Origin of the sequence: Pseudomonas veronii (assembly GCF_001439695.1) — a bacterium.
Classification (GTDB): domain Bacteria; phylum Pseudomonadota; class Gammaproteobacteria; order Pseudomonadales; family Pseudomonadaceae; genus Aquipseudomonas; species Aquipseudomonas veronii.
Genome location: NZ_JYLL01000003.1, coordinates 229,378 through 247,045, shown reverse-complemented (window position 1 = coordinate 247,045; position 17,668 = coordinate 229,378). Strand labels below are relative to the sequence as shown.

The window sequence follows — 17,668 nt, the reverse complement described above, 5'->3', positions numbered from 1 at the left end:
GTGATTGAGATGCTAAATGTGAGTCCTTATCATTTGTACTCTTTTGTTCACGAGAGACCGCACCCATGTCGGCACCCAAGCGCCTCCTGACTGCCCTGGCACTCACCCTCATCGGCAGCACCACCGTGCAGGCGGCCGACGAAGTCGTGGTCTACTCCTCGCGCATCGACGAACTGATCAAGCCGGTGTTCGATGCCTACACCCAGAAAACCGGGGTGCAGGTGAAGTTCATCACCGACAAGGAAGCCCCGCTGATGCAGCGCATCAAGGCCGAGGGCGAGAACGCCACCGCCGACCTGCTGCTCACCGTCGACGCCGGCAACCTCTGGCAGGCCGAGCAGATGGGCATCCTGCAACCGTTCACCTCCAAGCTGATCGACGCCAATATTCCGCTGCAATACCGCTCGTCCACCCACGCCTGGACCGGTTTGAGCCTGCGTGCGCGGACCCTCGCCTATTCCACCGACCGGGTGAAGCCAGGCGAGCTGACCACCTACGAAGCCCTGGCCGACAAACAATGGGAAGGCCGCCTGTGCCTGCGCACGGCGAAAAAGGTCTACAACCAGTCGCTGACCGCCACCCTGATCGAAACCCATGGCGCGGCCAAGACCGAAGAAATCGTCAAGGGCTGGGTGAATAACCTGTCCACCGATGTGTTCTCCGACGACATCGCCGTGCTCGAAGCGATCAACGCCGGGCAGTGCGACGTGGGCATCGTCAACACTTACTACTACGGCCGCCTGCACAAGCAGAAGCCGAACCTGGCGGTGAAGCTGTTCTGGCCGAACCAGGGCGACCGTGGCGTGCATGTGAACCTGTCCGGCATCGGCCTGACCAAATACGCGCCGCACCCGGAAGCAGCCAAGGCGCTGGTGGAGTGGATGACCACGCCTGAGGCGCAGAAGATCTTTGCCGACGTGAATCAGGAGTTCCCGGCCAACCCGACGGTGGCACCGTCGGCTGAAGTGGCCAGTTGGGGCAAGTTCGTGGCGGACACCTTGCCGGTGGAAGTGGCGGGCAAGCGCCAGGCCGAGGCGATTCGCCTGATGGATCGGGCCGGCTGGAACTGAATGTGTCTGTGGGAGGGAGTAATCCCCCTCCCACACTGTTTTGTGTCTGTCTGTAGATCATCCATTCCCAGGGAATTTGCTCTTGGCCCACCCCGCCCAACGCCGCTGGTACCTGCCGGTCTTCAGCGTCGCCGCCCTGGTGTTGCTGCCGCTGAGCGTGCTGTTGCTGTCCTGGCAAAGCATCGACGCGCAGATCTGGTCCCATCTGTGGGAAACCCAGATGCCGCGCCTGCTGGGCAATACCCTGACCCTGGTGCTCGGCGTCGGCGTCGGCGTGACCTTGCTGGGTGTGAGCCTGGCGTGGCTGACCAGCCTCTGCGAATTTCCCGGGCGGCGCTGGCTCGACTGGGCGCTGATGCTGCCGTTCGCGATCCCGGCGTATGTGCTGGCGTTTGTGTTTGTCGGCCTGCTGGACTTCTCGGGGCCGGTGCAAACCCTGCTGCGTGACGCGTTCGGCAGCGGCGTGCGGCTGCCCCGCGTGCGTTCCACCGGTGGGGTGGTCATTGTGTTGGTGCTGGTGTTCTATCCCTACGTCTACCTGCTGGCGCGCACGGCGTTCCTGGCCCAGGGCAAGGGCTTGATGGAAGCGGCGCGCGTGCTGGGGCAATCGCCCTGGCAAGCCTTCTGGCGCGTGGCCCTGCCCATGGCGCGGCCGGCGATTGGCGCCGGCGTGGCCCTGGCGCTGATGGAGACCCTGGCGGATTTCGGTGCGGTCTCGGTGTTCAACTTCGATACCTTCACCACCGCGATCTACAAGACCTGGTACGGCTTTTTCAGCCTGTCCAGCGCGGCCCAGCTGGCCAGCCTGTTGCTGCTGGTGGTGATGCTGGTGCTCTACGGCGAGCGTCGTGCCCGCGGTGCCAGTCGGCCGAGCAATGAGCGGCCGCGCGGCAAGGCGCTGTATCACCTGCGCGGCTGGAAGGCGGCGGCGGCCAGTGGTTGGTGCGGCCTGGTGTTTGCTTGTGCCTTTGTCATTCCGATGCTGCAACTGCTCGCCTGGTTCTGGCAGCGCGGCCGTTTCGATCTGGACGAGCGCTATACCGGCCTGATCGTCCACACCCTGTACCTGGGCGGTATCGCGGCGCTGGTCACGGTCAGCGTGGCCCTGATACTGGCCTTCGCCAACCGCCTGGCGCCGACCCGGGCAATTCGTTCCGGCATCAGCCTGGCCAGTGTCGGGTATGCGTTGCCGGGCTCGGTACTGGCGGTGTCGATCATGTTGGCGTTCAGCTACCTGGACCGTGAGCTGGTGGTGCCGTTGTCGGGCTGGCTCGGTGGCGCGGGCAAGCCCTTGTTGCTGGGCAGCTTGGCGGCATTGGTGCTGGCGTATCTGGTGCGTTTCCTGGCGGTGGCTTACGGGCCGCTGGAAAACAGCCTGGCGCGTATCCGTCCATCGTTGCCCGAAGCGGCGCGCAGTCTTGGGGTGAGCGGTCCACGACTGTTTTGCAAAGTGTATCTTCCGCTGTTGCTGCCGGGCACCCTGAGCGCAGCGTTGCTGGTGTTCGTCGATGTACTCAAGGAAATGCCGGCGACCCTGCTGATGCGCCCGTTTGGCTGGGACACCCTGGCGGTGCGGATCTTTGAGATGACCAGTGAAGGGGAGTGGGCGCGGGCGTCATTGCCGGCCTTGACCTTGGTGCTGGTGGGCCTGTTGCCGGTGGTCGGGCTGATACGACGTTCCGCTCGGCAAATCGGTTAGGTGCCAGTCCTACGGCTTGAGGCTACAATGCGCGGCATTCGGTACGCTCCGTGTTTCGGACCGGCTCGTCGGATGTGGCTGTAAGCCCTTTGATTCAAGGGGTTAAGCCCATCCTGCAGCCCTGCGTACCTTCGCCAAGCCCGGAAGGAGAAACCCATGGGACAGCGCACGCCTTTGTATGACCTGCATCTCGCCCTCGGCGCGAAAATGGTCGATTTTGGCGGTTGGGATATGCCTCTGCACTATGGCTCGCAAGTTGAAGAACACCATCAGGTGCGACGCGACTGCGGGGTGTTCGATGTATCTCATATGACCGTGATCGATGTCACCGGCCCCCAGGCCAAGGAATGGCTCCAGTACCTGCTGGCCAATGACGTCGACCGTTTGCACGGCTGCGGCCGTGCGTTGTACAGCGCCATGCTCAACGAGCACGGCGGGGTGGTGGACGACATGATCGTCTACCGTACCGAAGCCGGTTATCGGCTGGTGGTCAACGCCGCCACCCGTGACCAGGACATGGCCTGGATGCAGGCGCAGTTGGGCTCTTACCCGGTGCAACTGCACGAGCGCTCCGAACTGGCCATGCTCGCTATCCAAGGCCCCCACGCCCGGCAGAAAATCGCCGAACTGGTGACCCAGTCGCGTGGCACCCTGATCCACCAGCTCAAGCCCTTCGAAGGTCAGGCCGATGGCGACTGGTTTATCGCCCGTACCGGCTACACCGGCGAAGACGGCCTGGAAATTGTCCTGCCGGCCGATCAGGCCCCGGGTTTTTTCAACGACCTGGTGGGCGCGGGGATTTCCCCCATCGGCCTCGGCGCCCGCGACACCCTGCGCCTGGAAGCCGGCATGAACCTGTATGGCCAGGATATCCACCAGGACGTTTCGCCCCTGGCGGCCAACATGGCCTGGAGCATTGCCTGGGAACCGGCCGAGCGCCGCTTCATCGGCCGCGCCGCGCTGGAAGCCGAACTGGCGGCCGGAGTGCAGACCAAATTGGTCGGTTTGGTACTGGAAGAACGTGGGGTTTTACGCGCTCACCAGGTGGTTCGTATCGCCAATGTTGGCGAAGGGGAGATCACCAGTGGTAGTTTCTCTCCTACGCTGAGTAAATCCATTGCTTTGGCGCGTGTACCGACGGCGACTGCCGATCGGGCCGAAGTGGAGATCCGCGGCAAGTGGTATCCGGTTCGAGTGGTCAAACCGACCTTCGTGCGCCATGGTAAAACCTTGATCTAACTATTCCGGCAGGCCAGTGGCCGCTGACATTTCTTCTTGAGGACATAGACTATGAGCGATATCCCTGCCGGCCTGCGTTATGCCGAAAGTCACGAATGGGCCCGTTTGGAAGCTGACGGCACTGTGACCGTCGGCATCTCCGACCATGCCCAGGAAGCCTTGGGTGATGTGGTGTTTGTTGAGTTGGCCGAAATCGGCAAAGCGTTTGCGGTGGGGGACGCGGCGGGTGTCGTGGAGTCGGTTAAAGCGGCTTCGGACATCTACTCGCCAGTTGCTGGCGAAGTGATTGCTGTTAACAAGGAACTGAGCGGCAGCCCTGAGTTGTTGAACAGCGACCCTTACGGCGCCTGGATCTTCAAGCTCAAGCCCAGCAACCCGGCCGACCTGGAAAAACTGCTCGATGCCGCCGGCTACAAAGCCGCCATCGGCGAGTGATCCCGCTGCAGGAGCCGGTCATCCGGCTCCTGCAACAGCCTTTCAGCGCTTCAGCACGGCCTTCACCGCCGCTACCGAGCGTTCCACATCTGCCTCTGTCATTGCTGTGAACATCGGCAACGACACGATCAAACGCCCAACACGTTCTGCTACAGGGAACATGCCTTCCTTGAACCCGCGTGCCCGATACAGGCTCAACAGGTGGATTGGCGGGTAGTGATAGCCAATGCCGACGCCGTGGGCCTGCATCTGCTCCATGAACGTGGCGCGGGCCGGCAGCCCGTCCTGGCGCTCCGGCAGGACCAGTTGGAACAGGTGCCAGTTGCTGTTTTCGAAATCCGCCGGTGGCAGTTGCGCACCGTATTGCTCTTCAAAATCACTGCCGAAGCACTTGAAGTAGTGCCGCGCCAGGTTCTGGCGATGGGCGGTGATCTCCTGGATATGGGCAAATTGCCCCAGGCCGATGGCGGCGGCGATGTCGGTCATGTTGAACTTGCCGCCCAGCACATCCACGTCCAGGCCGTCGAAGCCGGTGCGGGTCACGCCCTGCAAGCGGTACTTCTCTGCCAGGCGTGCTTCGTCGGCGTTGTTCAGCACCAGGCAGCCGCCCTCGGAAGAGGTGATGTTCTTGTTCGCCTGGAAGCTGAACGACACGAAGTCGCCGGTGGCGCCGATCCGCTCACCGTCCCAGCTCGAACCCAGGGCCTGGGCGGCATCTTCAACGATACGCAGGTTGTACTTGTTGGCCAGTGCGTAAAGCATCGGCATATCCAGCGGCAGGCCGGCCAGGTATACCGGGATGATCGCCTTGGTGCGCGGGGTGATGGCCGCTTCGACCTGGGCCAGGTCGATATTGCGGGTTACCGGGTCGATATCGGCAAACACCGGCGTAGCGCCGACTTCCAGAATCACGTTGGCCGTGGCAACCCAGGAGATCGGCGTGGTGATGACTTCATCGCCCGGCCCGATACCGGCGATGCGCAAGGCAATCTCCATGGTGCAGGTGCCCGAGTTGAAGGTGCGTACCGGTCGCCCGCCAAAGTATTCCGACAGTTGCGCTTCGAATGCCTGCACTTTCGGCCCGCTGGTGATCCAGCCCGAACGCAGTACATCACCGACCGCCGAGATGGTGGCTTCATCAATGGTAGGTTTGGAAAATGGCAGAAAGGGCTGTTGGCTCATGACGACGAAGGCATCCGTTTCAGATAGACGATGAGAGAAGGCATATCAGTACCGGCATGGTTGCACGGCGTGACTGAATATAGCCTGTCTTCTGTGAACGAAACGTCACCCAAACGATGAAAAATGCCGCATCGAGCGCGGCATTTTCTGCTGCGAGTCAGAAGGACACGCGCGCTTCCAGAAACATATTCTGCTCTTTGAGCTTGCCTTTGAGCTGCTCATCCCGTGCGTTCACGCGGTTGGCGAAGGTGTTGTAGCCGGTTTCCACATCGCCCATGGCGGTGTAACGGTAACCCGCGCCGAGGGTGAGTTGTTCGCTGACCTTGGCCTCCAGCCCCATGCCGACGCTGTAGGCGAAATTGTGCTGGCGATGGCTGGCAAAGCGCCGGGTCTCGTTGGTCTGGTAGCCCTCGGCGTCGATCCGCGCCACCCCCACGCCGGCCATGCCGTAAAACGACAGCCAATCATTGAGTGGGATGTCCTTGTAGCCATTGAGCATCAAGCGCTGGCTGTGGACCTGTTGGCTGTTGACGTTGGCATTGAAGGGCGCCCAGTAGGATTTGAAGGTCGAATGCTTCGGCATGGTGTATTCCCCTTCCAGGCGCCAGCCATCGGCAAACGCATAACCCACGGCGAAAGAGGCGACGATTGACTTGCTGCTGTCGGGCGCCTCCACCCGTTCGGTGACGCGTGGGCTGGTCAGCAGGGCGCTGGAGAGGTTCTGACGGGCGTGGTTGAGCTTCAACGATCCGTACCCGTTTTCTGCATGGGCATGGGGGGTAAAGAACACAGAGAACAGCAGCGCGTAGGCGAGTTTTTGCATGGAAGGGATTCGCTCGATGGAAAAGGAATCCTTAGCTTGTTGCCTGGCTCTTGAGGGCTCGACAGGACTTCTCTGCCCGCGGCTGGAAAAAATAGACTATCTGCGTAGTGCCCGGGGGCGATGACTGTAGGAAATGATCAAAAAAAATGCCGCTGGGAAGCGGCATTCTTTATGGGGCGAGGATTACTCGGTGACAGCGTTTTTCGCGAGGATGGCGTTGGCCAATTCCATGTCCGTGGCCTGGAGGCCAGGGTTATCGGCGCGGACTTTCTGCATGGCGGCTTCCAGGTACGGGCCGCGGATGCCGCCGTCGCTGGCAACGAAGCTGCCTGCGTCGTCTTGGGCGGCAACCACCAGCTTGTGGTCCTTGAAGGTCAGGTACGTCGAGCCGGTCGTGGCGCCCGACGAGATGACATTACGCCAGAAGCTGTCGGCCATGGCTGAGCCGACAGGTAGGGAAAGCACAGCGAGGGTGGCGACAGCATATTTGAGACGCATGGCGGGTGACTCCGGGTGGGTTATCTGTACTCTATGATTGTAGTTAGCCCAATCGAGTTCCATCACTGACTAAACAGTTTCAACCTGCAAAACCGTCCCCTCCTGTGCAACCACGCATACATGAGCGCCTACGGGGGTGTCCGGGCCGGTCACGATCCACACGCCATCACCGACTTTTATCTTGCCGCGACCATCCACAATTGCCTGATGCACGACAAACGTATGGCCGATCAACTCTGAACCGCGCTCGTTGAGTCCCGGTTGGTCGCTGGCCTTGGCGCTGCTGCGCTGGCGTTTCCACCAGTACACCGCCGTCAATATCGACAACACGGCGAACAGCAGCAGTTGCCATTCCAGCCCGAGCGGCGGTACCAGGAACTTGATCACGCCCACGGCGGCCGCGGCGATCCCCATCCACAACAGGTAGCCGCCGGCGCCGAACACTTCAAGAATCAGCAGCACTGTGCCCAGTGCCAGCCAATCCCAAAACGAAAGATGCTGCAGGAAATCCCACATGGCGATGGCCTCAGCCTTTCTTGTTGTCGAAAGTCGCTTTGACGATTTCGCCGATACCACCGACAGCGCCGATCACCTGGCTGGCTTCCAGCGGCATGAGGATCACCTTGCTGTTGTTGGCCGAGGCCAGTTTGCCCAGCGCGTCGATGTATTTCTGGGCGACGAAGTAGTTGATGGCCTGCACGTTACCGGTGGCGATCGCTTCGGACACTACCTGGGTGGCGCGGGCCTCTGCCTCGGCTTGACGTTCGCGGGCTTCGGACTCCAGGAACGCGGCTTGGCGTCCACCTTCGGCTTCGAGGATCTGCGCCTGCTTCTTGCCTTCGGCGGTCAGGATCGCCGATGCCCGCAGGCCCTCGGCTTCGAGGATCTGTGCGCGCTTGATCCGCTCGGCTTTCATCTGGCCCGACATGGCGGCCATCAGGTCGGCGGGTGGGCTGATGTCCTTGATCTCGATCCGGGTGATCTTGATGCCCCACGGCGCCGTGGCCTCGTCGACGGTGCGCAGCAGTTTTTCGTTGATGCCGTCACGTTGGCTGAGCATCGCATCCAGTTCCATAGAACCGAGTACGGTACGGATGTTGGTCTGCAACAGGTTGCGGATGGCGTGTTCGAGGTTGTTCACCTCATAGGCGGCCTGGGCGGTGTTGACCACCTGGAAGAAGCACACGGCGTCGATCTGCACGGTGGCGTTGTCGGCGGTGATCACTTCCTGGGGCGGGATATCCAGCACGCTTTCCATCACGTTGATCTTGCGACCGATGCGGTCCATGACTGGGATGATGATGTTGAGGCCGGGCTTGAGCGTATTGGTGTAGCGGCCGAAGCGCTCGACCGTCCACTGATAGCCCTGGGGCACCACTTTGAAGCCCATGAACAGGATGGCGATGGCCAATCCCACGAAAAGAAGCAGTACGGTTCCGATCTGCATAGCGATTCCCTATCTGAAGATGTCAGTGAAACGACGTTCGGCCGATTGTAACGGGGTTGTCTGCGATAAGAAGGGTTTCACCGCCCGACAGCCAACGGATTTGTTTCTGAATCCCCAGGCGTGGTGCGCAGGATTTCCGCCAGGCTGGTCAACCCGGCTTCGACCTTGTGCATGCCGGCCATTCGCAGGCTGCACATCCCTTGCTGGAGCGCCGCCCGGCGCAAGGCCTGCACGTCGGTGCCGGGGGTGATCAGCGACTTGAGCGCGTCGTCCAGCACCATGATTTCGTAGACCCCGGCGCGCCCGCGATAACCGCTGTCACGACACTCCGCGCACCCGATGGCTTCAGTGTCGTTGCTGCTGGTTGTGCGTTTGCAGCGTGGGCACAAGAGCCGCACCAAGCGTTGCGCCATCACTCCCAGTAGTGTGGCCTTGATCAAATAATAAGCAATGCCCAGTTCCTGCAATCGGCTGATCGCACTCGGCGCATCGTTGGTGTGCAGGGTCGACAGCACCAGATGCCCGGTCAGCGCGGCCTGGATCGCCATCTCGGCGGTTTCCTGGTCGCGGATCTCGCCGATCATGATGATGTCCGGGTCCTGGCGCAGCAGTGCGCGGATGCCGCTGGCGAAGCTCAGGTCGATATTGTGCTGCACCTGCATCTGGTTGAATGCCGGCTCGACCATCTCGATCGGGTCTTCCACCGTACACAGGTTGACCTCGCGGCTCGCCAGGCGCTTGAGGGTGGTGTAGAGGGTGCTGGTCTTGCCGGAGCCGGTAGGGCCGGTGACCAGGATGATGCCGTGGGTCTGGCGGGTCAGGCTGTGCCAGCGTTGCTGGTCCTGGGCCGACAGGCCAAGCTGGTCGAAGTCCTTGAGCAGTACCTGGGGGTCGAAAATCCGCATCACCAGTTTCTCGCCGAACGCCGTGGGCAAGGTTGAAAGGCGCAATTCCACTTCCGCGCCCGCCGGGCTTTTGGTCTTGACTCGCCCGTCCTGCGGTTTGCGTTTTTCTGCCACGTTCATCCGGCCCAGGCTTTTCAGGCGACTGACCACCGCCATCGTGACCTGGGGCGGAAACTGGTAGACGTCATGCAGCAGCCCGTCGATGCGAAAACGCACGCGGCCCTGCTCGCGACATGGCTCGATATGGATATCGCTGGCCCGCTGGCCGAACGCGTACTGCAACAGCCAGTCGACGATATTGACGATATGCGCGTCGTTGGCGTCCGGCGCCTGGTCGCCGGCGCCGAGGTTGAGCAACTCGAAATGTGCCGGCGCGGGCGTTGTTTGATCGGCGCCGCTGACGGACTTCGCCAGGCGATAAAACTCGCCGATGCAGCGCTGGATGGCCTGTGGGTTGGCGACCACGCGTTTGATCGAACGCTTGAGCACCTGCGCCAGCCCGGCTTCCCAGGCAGTGACGTAAGGCTCGGCACTGGCGACCGTGACGCTCTGCGCATCCACGGCCACCGCAAGAATGCCGTGGCGCTGGGCGAAGGCGTGGGACATCAGCGGCACCACCGTCGCCACATCGATCTTCAGCGGGTCGATACGCAGGTAAGGCTGCCCGCTGTGCCGCGCCAGCCATTGCGTCAGGGTTTCCAGGCAAGGCCCCTGGGCCGCGATGCATTCCAGGGGATGCTGAGTGTGGCTGGCCGGCAGCGTCGACAAGCGCCGGGCCACATCGAGGGTGATCACGCCCTGCTCGACCAGGGCCGGTAACAACGGGGGCAATTCCAATCGCTGGTCAACGGACATTGAGGCTTTCCTGGGGCGCCGGGTGTATTCCCAGGCTAGTCAGCCCCTGACCCGCTGCCTTGCGCGTGTATTGCAGGCTTTTACTGGGCGCCGGCCGCCAGCGCCTGAGGCCGCACGGAATCAGCCGACCACATCTCCAGCGAGCACACGCTGATCAGGTTTCGAATCTTTTCACCGATCACCTGGGCTCGGTGCCAGCTCACGCCATCCATCACGATATCCACGGTCAGCACATCGTCCTGGCGATTCACACTGACCTGGCGCGGCGTCAGGAACTGCAGCGCGAAATAGTTGAGCACCCGGCACAGCACATCGGGTTCGGCCTCGGCGACGATCTGGTAATGGGCCTGGCAATGGGCACTGTCGACGGCCCACGCATCGACGCGGGTAACAGGGCAGGTGGTTTCGACGGCGTGCATGCGGACTCTCCAGATTCGATTGGAGAAATTCTTACATTCGCGAAAGGAGATTTCTTATCTAAGATGAGCCTGATTCGTCGATAGATGCACAAATCAATTCAAGACAACCCGTATTAAAGGTATTTCTATGCGCAGCGAGCTGGACGTCTACGACCGCCGTATCCTGGCCCTGCTGCAGGAGGATGCCTCGCTCTCCAGCGCGCAGATCGCCGAGCAGGTCGGCCTGTCTCAATCGCCATGCTGGCGGCGTATCCAACGGCTGAAGGACGAGGGCGTGATCCGCAGCCAGGTCACGCTGCTGGACCGCAAGAAGATCGGCCTCAATACGCAGATTTTTGCCGAGGTCAAACTCAATGCCCACGGGCGTTCCAACTTCACCGAGTTCACCGAGGCGATCCGCGGTTTTCCGGAAGTGTTGGAGTGTTATGTGTTGATGGGGGCGGTGGATTTTCTGCTGCGCATTGTCACGTCGGACATCGAGGCTTACGAGCGGTTTTTCTTCGAGAAGTTGTCGATGGTGCCGGGGATTCAGGAGGTCAATTCGATCGTGGCGTTGTCGGAGATCAAGTCCACCACTAGCCTGCCAGTATTGGGCTGACAGGGCTGGCCTCATCGGGGGCAAGCCCCCTCCCACATTGGAGTGGGAAGTGGCTTACTCCCGATGGCGATATTACAGACGCAGCAGGGTCTTCCAGGCACGGTTCTGATACACCGCGATCGCCTGATGCATGCGCGCATCCAGCGATTCATCGGTGATCGGCTGGTTGGCCAGTTGCGCCAGCTTGTTCAGCTCACCGTACAGGCGGTCGAGTTCCGCAATGTCCACCACCTGGCGTGCGTGGTGCAGCCAGGCCTGGATGCGCTCGATGCGCGGCAGTTGCTCGGCGAGGTCTTCCGGTTGCTGCTGATAGCGCGGCAGTTGCAGGGCGACGGCGTCTTCGGCCAGCAGGCGTGGCAACCAGTTGGTGATTTGCGCGGCGCCCTGACGGTTACCGCGCACGTTGCGGTCGGCGGTCCAGGTGCGGTTCAGCAGCCAGCGGGAGGTGTTCAGCGAGAACAGGCCCCAGCGCACGTCGGTCAATTCTTCGGCGAATTGCTCCGGCGCGGCTTTGCGAATGTCTTCATCGTCGTCACCGGCCTGGACCAGCGGGCGCCAGTCTTCCAGCAGGGCATCGAGTGCGCTGCGCAGTTCGCTGGTGGATTGACGCGGCGCGGCCTGGCCGAGGCTGCCGAGCAGGGCGCGCAGTTCGCCGAGGTTGTCGACCCAGTCCTGCAACAGGCGCCAGTGGCCATTGAAACGGTATTGCTCGGCCAGGCGCTGGCTGCTGCCCAGCAGGTGCCACATGATCGCGGCGAAGGCGTCGTCCAGTGGCATTTCGGCGTGCAGTTGCGGCGCCGGCAGGCTCAGGGAGTAGCTGCTGGCGTCATACAGGCGATAGCCGCGTTCGGCCTTGCTGATGTCGCATGGCATCAGTGCCAGGGTGGCGGCCAGTTCGGCGGCCAGTTCCAGCAGGGCGGCCGGTTCGCCTTCGCGCAGTTCCAGTTCCAGTTCGCAGATTTCTTCTTTCTGCTTGCCGGCCACTACATGGCCCAGGTCCAGTGCGGCTTCGATCACCACTTTGGCTTTGCCCCGGCCCCAGGCGATTTCGGCGCGTTCGCGCACGAAGTCGGTGGTGAAGATCGGCTTGAGGGTCTTTTTGTCCAGCTCGGCGAGTTCCTCGGGCCAGCATTCGCCGTCGAGTTTCTTCACGTCGAGCTTGGCTTTGGGCAATTCCCAGTTGTATTCGTTACGTTCCGACAAGCCGGCGACGCTTTGGCCGCGGGTCTTGAGGGTCTGGATAATGTCGTCACCGTCCTTGCGCAAACGCAGGGCGACTTTGGCCTTGGCCAGGTCGCGCTCGGGGGTGTCGAAGTACTGGTTCATCAACTCACGGCGTTCCCAGCCACTTTTGTTGCGTTTTTTCAGTAGCGGGTGCTCACGCAGCGCGGCGAGTGTTTCGCGGCTGACGCGGAGCTTGATTTCGGTTTCTTTCTGCATGGCCGGAAAATCCAGGATCGGGAGCGCAGCCGGGAAAAAGAGTGGCTGCCAAGGTCGTGCAGTGTACAGGACTGAGCCCGGCAACGCGCCGCAACGGTTTATTGTGTCGTGCAGATGCCTCTATAGTGAGGTTCATCCGGGAAGTAGGGAGACCGCGCATGCCGTTACCGTCCATGAAAGAGCAATTCGCCGCCTTGATTGCCACACCGTCGGTCAGTTGCACCCAAGCGTCTCTCGACCAGAGCAACCGCCCGGTGATCGACCTGCTCGCCGGCTGGCTGGGCGATCTGGGCTTCGCCATCGACATCCAGCCCGTCAGCCCCGGCAAGTTCAACCTGCTCGCCAGTTTCGGCACGGGCCCCGGCGGCCTGGTGTTGGCCGGCCATAGCGATACCGTGCCGTATGACGCCGCGCTGTGGAAGACCGACCCTCTCAAGTTGACGGAAGTCGACGGTCGCTGGGTAGGATTGGGCAGCTGCGACATGAAGGGTTTTTTCGCGCTGGCCATCGAAGCGGTGTTGCCGCTGCTCGACCAACCGTTCAAGCAGCCGTTGCTGATCCTTGCCACCTGCGATGAAGAAAGCTCGATGTCCGGCGCCCGTGCATTGGCGGCGGCCGGGCGTCCGCTGGGGCGTGCGGCGGTGATCGGCGAGCCGACCGGCCTCAAGCCGATCCGCCTGCACAAAGGTGTGATGATGGAGCGCATCGACATCCTCGGCCGCAGCGGTCATTCGTCGGACCCGCGCCTGGGCCACAGTGCGCTGGAAGCCATGCACGATGCCATCGGCGAACTGCGCGGCCTGCGCCTGGCCTGGCAGCGCGAGTACCGCAACCCGCAGTTCAGCGTGCCGCAACCGACCCTGAATTTCGGTTGCATCCACGGCGGCGATAACCCCAACCGCATCTGCGGCCAGTGTTCCCTGGAGTTCGACCTGCGGCCCTTGCCCGGCATGGACCCGCAGGTGCTGCGCGCGGCGATCCGGCAGAAACTCGAACCAGTGGCCGAGCGCCATAAGGTGAAGATCGACTATGCGCCGCTGTTCGCCGAAGTGCCGCCGTTCGAGCAGGCCGAAGACGCAGAGCTGGTGCGGGTCGCCGAACAATTGACCGGTCATCGCGCCGAAGCAGTAGCGTTCGGCACCGAAGCGCCTTATCTTCAGCGCCTTGGTTGTGAAACCCTGGTGCTTGGCCCTGGCGATATTGCCTGCGCCCACCAGCCGGGCGAGTACCTCGAAATGTCACGCTTGACGCCTACAGTGCGTCTATTGCGGGAACTGATCGAACATTACTGCCTGACACCTGCATAAATTAATCCCTGCCCATGCGTACATAAGGAGAGCGAGCGTGTTGCCAAGCCTGTTCCGACGATAACCATCAGCCTGCTGTGCGTTTTCACGACTCATCCTTTTTCGGCTGCTTTTTATTACAGGCCCAGGTTCCATGCCCGACTACGTCAATTGGCTTCGTCACGCTTCGCCCTACATCAACGCCCACCGCGACTGCACCTTTGTGGTCATGCTGCCCGGCGACGGTGTGGATCATCCGAACTTCGGCAATATCGTCCACGACCTGGTGCTGCTCCACAGCCTGGGAGTGCGACTGGTGCTGGTCCACGGTTCGCGCCCACAGATTGAAGCGCGCCTTGAAGCGCGCGGGCTCAACCCGGTTTACCACAACGGCCTGCGCATCACCGATGCCGCCACGCTGGAGTGTGTGATCGATGCGGTCGGCCATCTGCGCATCGCCATTGAAGCGCGCCTGTCGATGGACATGGCCTCGTCGCCGATGCAGGGCTCGCGCTTGCGCGTGGCCAGCGGCAACCTGGTGACGGCGCGCCCGATCGGCGTGCTCGAAGGCGTGGACTTCCACCACACCGGCGAAGTGCGTCGGGTCGACCGCAAAGGCATCAATCGCCTGCTGGACGAGCGCTCCATCGTGCTGCTGTCGCCCCTGGGGTATTCGCCCACCGGCGAGATCTTCAACCTGGCCTGCGAAGACGTCGCCACCCGCGCCGCCATCGACCTGGCCGCCGATAAGTTGCTGCTGTTCGGTGCCGATCCTGGCCTGATCGATGAAAATGGCCGCCTGGTGCGTGAACTGCGCCCGCAACAAGTGCCGGCGCATCTGCAACGCCTGGGCAGCAACTACCAGGCTGAATTGCTCGATGCGGCTGCCGAAGCTTGCCGGGGCGGGGTAGGCCGCAGCCATATCGTCAGCTATGTCGAAGACGGTGCGTTGCTCACCGAACTGTTCACCCGTGATGGCGGCGGTACGCTGGTGGCCCAGGAACAATTCGAGCTGGTGCGCGAGGCGGCGATCGAAGACGTCGGCGGCTTGCTCGACCTGATCAGCCCGCTGGAAGAGCAGGGCATCCTGGTACGCCGTTCGCGGGAAGTGCTGGAGCGCGAGATCGAGCAGTTCAGCGTGGTCGAACGCGAAGGCATGATCATCGCCTGCGCGGCGCTGTATCAGATCGCCGATTCGGACGCGGGGGAGCTGGCGTGCCTGGCAGTCAACCCGGAGTATCGCCACGGCAGGCGCGGCGATGAACTGCTCGAGCGCATCGAGGCGCGCGCCCGGGCGCAGGGGTTGAAGACCCTGTTCGTGCTCACCACGCGCACGGCGCACTGGTTCCGCGAGCGCGGCTTTGTGCCCAGCAGCGTGGATCGCCTGCCTTCGGCGCGGGCATCGCTGTACAACTATCAGCGTAACTCGAAGATTTTCGAGAAGGCCCTGTAATACCCCGCCCTCCCAGCCTCTGAGCTGGTTTGCCTGCGATGCAGGCCTCGGTCGTTGCGTTAACCCGAGGTGATGCGTTCGCCGCCAAACCAGCTCGTCACTTCGAAGATCGGTACGTCCCACGGGCGAAGGGCGTAGCGATGACGTGGCCGATCAAACCCCGGGGTGCGTCATCGTGCCACCCGTGCCCCCTACTAAAGTTTAAGGATTCTTGATTTTGAGCCGATACGATCAAGGCGTAGAGGGATAAATTGCGCGAAGCTTTCGCTGCCAGACGGCTCGATCAGCGGCTCTCAGGCCGGCATGAAATATTAGCGATACAAAAACTGTAACAAATTGACGGGAAGATGGGCGTTTGGCCATGATGGCGTCGCCTTTTTGATCCTGGGTGACGTATGTGACGGTGCGTTCAGCTAAAAAGATCTAAAAAGCGATCAAGAAATGCCTTTTAGGAATTAGCTTGTGCAAAGGTTCGTCTATGCTGACGCGTCTTGCTTTATGCAGAGACTTATTCCAAAAGCATATGAAAAAGAATGAAATAATTCTTTTTGGGTGTATGAAAAATTCATTACCCTGCAAGGACCAAACAAACTGCGATTAGACGAAGGTAGTAGACACACAAGGTTACGATTGACTTGGCGGTCACTATCTGGCGCTAATCGCGCATCTGTGGATCTCCGGCGTTAGACCTGAGACCAAAGAAATACAAAAATTAGAAATGAGAGGAGCGGTACATGAAGAAGTCCACCTTGGCATTGGCTGTAGCACTCGGGGCAATCGCCCAGCATGCAGGCGCCGCCGGTTTTATCGAAGACAGTAAGGCCACACTGGGCCTGCGTAACTTCTACATCAACACTGACAACCGTGATGGCCAGCCATCGTCTACCTCGAACACCCGTAGCAAGAACGCCGAATGGGGCCAAGGCTTCGATCTGCGTTTCATCTCGGGTTTCACCCAAGGTACCGTTCAGTTCGGCGTTGACGCCATTGGCCTGTACGGCCTGCGTCTGGACTCCAGCCGCGCAGACCACGGCAACTACACCGGCACTGCGTCCGGCGGCACCGTCTTCCCAAGCGACGGCAACAAGGCTGTCGACGACTACGCTAGCCTGGGTCTGACCGGTAAGATCAAGATTTCCCAGACCGTGGCAAAATTGGGCACCCTGCAGCCAAACAACCCGGTGATCAAGACCAACGACGGTCGCCTGTTGCCTCAGACCTTCCAGGGCGGCGAGATCGTTTCTAACGAAATCAAAGACTTGACTCTGACCGCTGGTCAAATCGAGTCGGCCAAGGGCCGTAACTCCAGCAACAACGAAAACCTGTCGATTGCTGGCGCGAACAAAAGCTCCAACTATGACACCGGCAAATTCAGCAACAAGTTCTACTACGCCGGTGCCGACTACAAGATCACCAAGGATCTGACCGCTTCGTACTACTTCGGCGAGCTGAAAGATTTCTACTCCCAGAACTTCCTGGGCCTGGTACACAACTGGGCAATCGGCCCGGGCGTGCTGAAAAGTGACCTGCGCTACTACCGCAGCCGCGACAACGGTGAGAACGCTAACAACTCTGCGTACTACACCAGCGGTTACTACAACGATGGCGCCAAGCCGGTTACCAGCGGTAAGGTCGACAACGACCTGTACAGCTACCTGGCACTGTACTCGGTCAGCGGCCACACCTTCGGTGGCGGTTATCAGTACACCAAGGGTGACAGTGACTTCCCTTGGCTGAACCAAGGTGACGGTTCGTCGGCCAGCATCACTACCGACATGCAAATCCAGAAGTTCGCCCGTGCCGGCGAGCGTACCTGGCAAGCGCGTTACGCTTATGACTTCGCCCAAGTGGGTGTGCCTGGCCTGACCGCGGGTGTGGTTTACCTGAAAGGCACCAACATTCAGACCACCACTGGTGACAAGTCTGAATGGGAACGTGACATCAGCCTGGCTTACGTTATTCCACAAGGCCCACTGAAAAACCTCGGTGTTGCCTGGAAAAACGCTATGTGGCGCACCGACGTTGCGACTCGCGACCAGGACGAAAACCGCCTGATCGTCAGCTACTCGATCCCACTGTTGTAAGCCTGTAAAACCTTGCCCGGCGCAATGCCGGGCAAGGTGTCTTGCTTTTCAAGTCGGGCTCAACCCCCGCAAGCCCTTCCTGAACCCCTCTTTTTACAGCGTCTCAAGGCCTTCTCGAACCTTGGACGGAATGTTGACTCTCGCCTGTTTCAAGGTCCAGTGAACACATTTTTAATATTCCTATATCGTCTAAATAAATCGATATTTATTCTTTTTAAATAATCCGTAATCCATG

Annotated in this window: 16 protein-coding genes; 8 read left to right on the top strand and 8 right to left on the bottom strand. The window is 60.9% G+C overall.

The window, feature by feature from the left end; translation table 11 throughout:
- The first annotated feature begins 65 nt into the window (after window positions 1-65).
- The 4 genes from TU80_RS05475 (at window position 66) to gcvH (ending at window position 4,443) form a co-directional block, all read left to right on the top strand.
- Window positions 66-1,070: an extracellular solute-binding protein gene (locus TU80_RS05475; protein WP_057003988.1), complete on the top strand. Its 1,005-nt coding sequence runs from the start codon at window positions 66-68 to the stop codon at window positions 1,068-1,070.
- 82 nt (window positions 1,071-1,152) lie between these two features.
- A complete protein-coding gene (locus tag TU80_RS05470) occupies window positions 1,153-2,769 on the top strand; it encodes an ABC transporter permease (protein WP_017845105.1) in 1,617 nt (538 codons plus the stop codon).
- Between the two features lie 156 nt (window positions 2,770-2,925).
- Entirely contained in the window at window positions 2,926-4,008 is a 1,083-nt protein-coding gene (gene gcvT, locus TU80_RS05465; protein WP_046381701.1) for a glycine cleavage system aminomethyltransferase GcvT, read from the top strand.
- Window positions 4,009-4,059: 51 nt separating this feature from the next.
- Complete coding sequence (gcvH, locus tag TU80_RS05460; RefSeq protein WP_057003987.1) at window positions 4,060-4,443, top strand: glycine cleavage system protein GcvH; 384 nt, start codon at window positions 4,060-4,062, stop codon at window positions 4,441-4,443.
- A 42-nt stretch (window positions 4,444-4,485) separates the two neighbouring features.
- Here gcvH and TU80_RS05455 read toward each other — a convergent pair whose 3' ends face one another.
- The 7 genes from TU80_RS05455 to TU80_RS05425 all read right to left on the bottom strand — a co-directional run bounded on the left by TU80_RS05455 (window position 4,486) and on the right by TU80_RS05425 (window position 10,572).
- Window positions 4,486-5,625: a DegT/DnrJ/EryC1/StrS family aminotransferase gene (locus TU80_RS05455; protein ID WP_017845102.1), complete on the bottom strand. Its 1,140-nt coding sequence runs from the start codon at window positions 5,623-5,625 to the stop codon at window positions 4,486-4,488.
- 157 nt (window positions 5,626-5,782) lie between these two features.
- The gene (locus tag TU80_RS05450; protein WP_046381703.1) at window positions 5,783-6,448 is read right to left on the bottom strand and encodes an outer membrane protein; all 666 of its coding nucleotides are present in this window, start codon (window positions 6,446-6,448) and stop codon (window positions 5,783-5,785) included.
- Between the two features lie 183 nt (window positions 6,449-6,631).
- Window positions 6,632-6,946 carry a DUF2388 domain-containing protein gene (locus tag TU80_RS05445; protein ID WP_003176799.1) on the bottom strand — a complete coding sequence of 105 codons (315 nt, stop codon included), beginning with the start codon at window positions 6,944-6,946 and terminating at the stop codon, window positions 6,632-6,634.
- A gap of 69 nt (window positions 6,947-7,015) precedes the next feature.
- Window positions 7,016-7,462: an NfeD family protein gene (locus TU80_RS05440; RefSeq protein ID WP_017845100.1), complete on the bottom strand. Its 447-nt coding sequence runs from the start codon at window positions 7,460-7,462 to the stop codon at window positions 7,016-7,018.
- Window positions 7,463-7,472: 10 nt separating this feature from the next.
- Window positions 7,473-8,393 carry an SPFH domain-containing protein gene (locus TU80_RS05435; RefSeq protein WP_046381704.1) on the bottom strand — a complete coding sequence of 307 codons (921 nt, stop codon included), beginning with the start codon at window positions 8,391-8,393 and terminating at the stop codon, window positions 7,473-7,475.
- Window positions 8,394-8,470: 77 nt separating this feature from the next.
- Window positions 8,471-10,153 carry a GspE/PulE family protein gene (locus TU80_RS05430; protein WP_057003986.1) on the bottom strand — a complete coding sequence of 561 codons (1,683 nt, stop codon included), beginning with the start codon at window positions 10,151-10,153 and terminating at the stop codon, window positions 8,471-8,473.
- An 80-nt stretch (window positions 10,154-10,233) separates the two neighbouring features.
- On the bottom strand, window positions 10,234-10,572 hold the full coding sequence (locus TU80_RS05425) for a hypothetical protein (protein WP_017845097.1): 339 nt from the start codon (window positions 10,570-10,572) through the stop codon (window positions 10,234-10,236).
- A gap of 127 nt (window positions 10,573-10,699) precedes the next feature.
- Here TU80_RS05425 and TU80_RS05420 point away from each other — a divergent pair, with 127 nt between their 5' ends.
- The gene (locus tag TU80_RS05420; RefSeq protein WP_046381706.1) at window positions 10,700-11,170 is read left to right on the top strand and encodes an Lrp/AsnC family transcriptional regulator; all 471 of its coding nucleotides are present in this window, start codon (window positions 10,700-10,702) and stop codon (window positions 11,168-11,170) included.
- A 72-nt stretch (window positions 11,171-11,242) separates the two neighbouring features.
- On the opposite strand, the gene TU80_RS05415 is transcribed toward TU80_RS05420, so the two are convergent.
- A complete protein-coding gene (locus tag TU80_RS05415) occupies window positions 11,243-12,610 on the bottom strand; it encodes a CYTH domain-containing protein (RefSeq protein WP_017845095.1) in 1,368 nt (455 codons plus the stop codon).
- 158 nt (window positions 12,611-12,768) lie between these two features.
- On the opposite strand from TU80_RS05415, the gene argE reads away from it, so the two are divergent.
- From argE to TU80_RS05400, 3 genes are all read left to right on the top strand, one after another.
- Complete coding sequence (gene argE / locus TU80_RS05410; RefSeq protein ID WP_057003985.1) at window positions 12,769-13,917, top strand: acetylornithine deacetylase; 1,149 nt, start codon at window positions 12,769-12,771, stop codon at window positions 13,915-13,917.
- 133 nt (window positions 13,918-14,050) lie between these two features.
- The gene (argA, locus tag TU80_RS05405) at window positions 14,051-15,349 is read left to right on the top strand and encodes an amino-acid N-acetyltransferase (protein ID WP_017845093.1); all 1,299 of its coding nucleotides are present in this window, start codon (window positions 14,051-14,053) and stop codon (window positions 15,347-15,349) included.
- A gap of 734 nt (window positions 15,350-16,083) precedes the next feature.
- Complete coding sequence (locus TU80_RS05400; RefSeq protein ID WP_057003984.1) at window positions 16,084-17,433, top strand: OprD family porin; 1,350 nt, start codon at window positions 16,084-16,086, stop codon at window positions 17,431-17,433.
- Window positions 17,434-17,668: the final 235 nt, after the last annotated feature.

Bases quoted from the DNA above. Each gene is read 5' to 3' on its own strand.
- TU80_RS05475 (WP_057003988.1), top strand. From the start codon at position 66: ATGTCGGCACCCAAGCGCCTCCTGACTGCCCTGGCACTCACCCTCATC.
- gcvT (WP_046381701.1), top strand. From the start codon at position 2,926: ATGGGACAGCGCACGCCTTTGTATGACCTGCATCTCGCCCTCGGCGCG.
- gcvH (WP_057003987.1), top strand. From the start codon at position 4,060: ATGAGCGATATCCCTGCCGGCCTGCGTTATGCCGAAAGTCACGAATGG.
- TU80_RS05455 (WP_017845102.1), bottom strand. From the start codon at position 5,625: ATGAGCCAACAGCCCTTTCTGCCATTTTCCAAACCTACCATTGATGAA.
- TU80_RS05450 (WP_046381703.1), bottom strand. From the start codon at position 6,448: ATGCAAAAACTCGCCTACGCGCTGCTGTTCTCTGTGTTCTTTACCCCC.
- TU80_RS05445 (WP_003176799.1), bottom strand. From the start codon at position 6,946: ATGCGTCTCAAATATGCTGTCGCCACCCTCGCTGTGCTTTCCCTACCT.
- TU80_RS05440 (WP_017845100.1), bottom strand. From the start codon at position 7,462: ATGTGGGATTTCCTGCAGCATCTTTCGTTTTGGGATTGGCTGGCACTG.
- TU80_RS05435 (WP_046381704.1), bottom strand. From the start codon at position 8,393: ATGCAGATCGGAACCGTACTGCTTCTTTTCGTGGGATTGGCCATCGCC.
- TU80_RS05430 (WP_057003986.1), bottom strand. From the start codon at position 10,153: ATGTCCGTTGACCAGCGATTGGAATTGCCCCCGTTGTTACCGGCCCTG.
- TU80_RS05425 (WP_017845097.1), bottom strand. From the start codon at position 10,572: ATGCACGCCGTCGAAACCACCTGCCCTGTTACCCGCGTCGATGCGTGG.
- TU80_RS05420 (WP_046381706.1), top strand. From the start codon at position 10,700: ATGCGCAGCGAGCTGGACGTCTACGACCGCCGTATCCTGGCCCTGCTG.
- TU80_RS05415 (WP_017845095.1), bottom strand. From the start codon at position 12,610: ATGCAGAAAGAAACCGAAATCAAGCTCCGCGTCAGCCGCGAAACACTC.
- argE (WP_057003985.1), top strand. From the start codon at position 12,769: ATGCCGTTACCGTCCATGAAAGAGCAATTCGCCGCCTTGATTGCCACA.
- argA (WP_017845093.1), top strand. From the start codon at position 14,051: ATGCCCGACTACGTCAATTGGCTTCGTCACGCTTCGCCCTACATCAAC.
- TU80_RS05400 (WP_057003984.1), top strand. From the start codon at position 16,084: ATGAAGAAGTCCACCTTGGCATTGGCTGTAGCACTCGGGGCAATCGCC.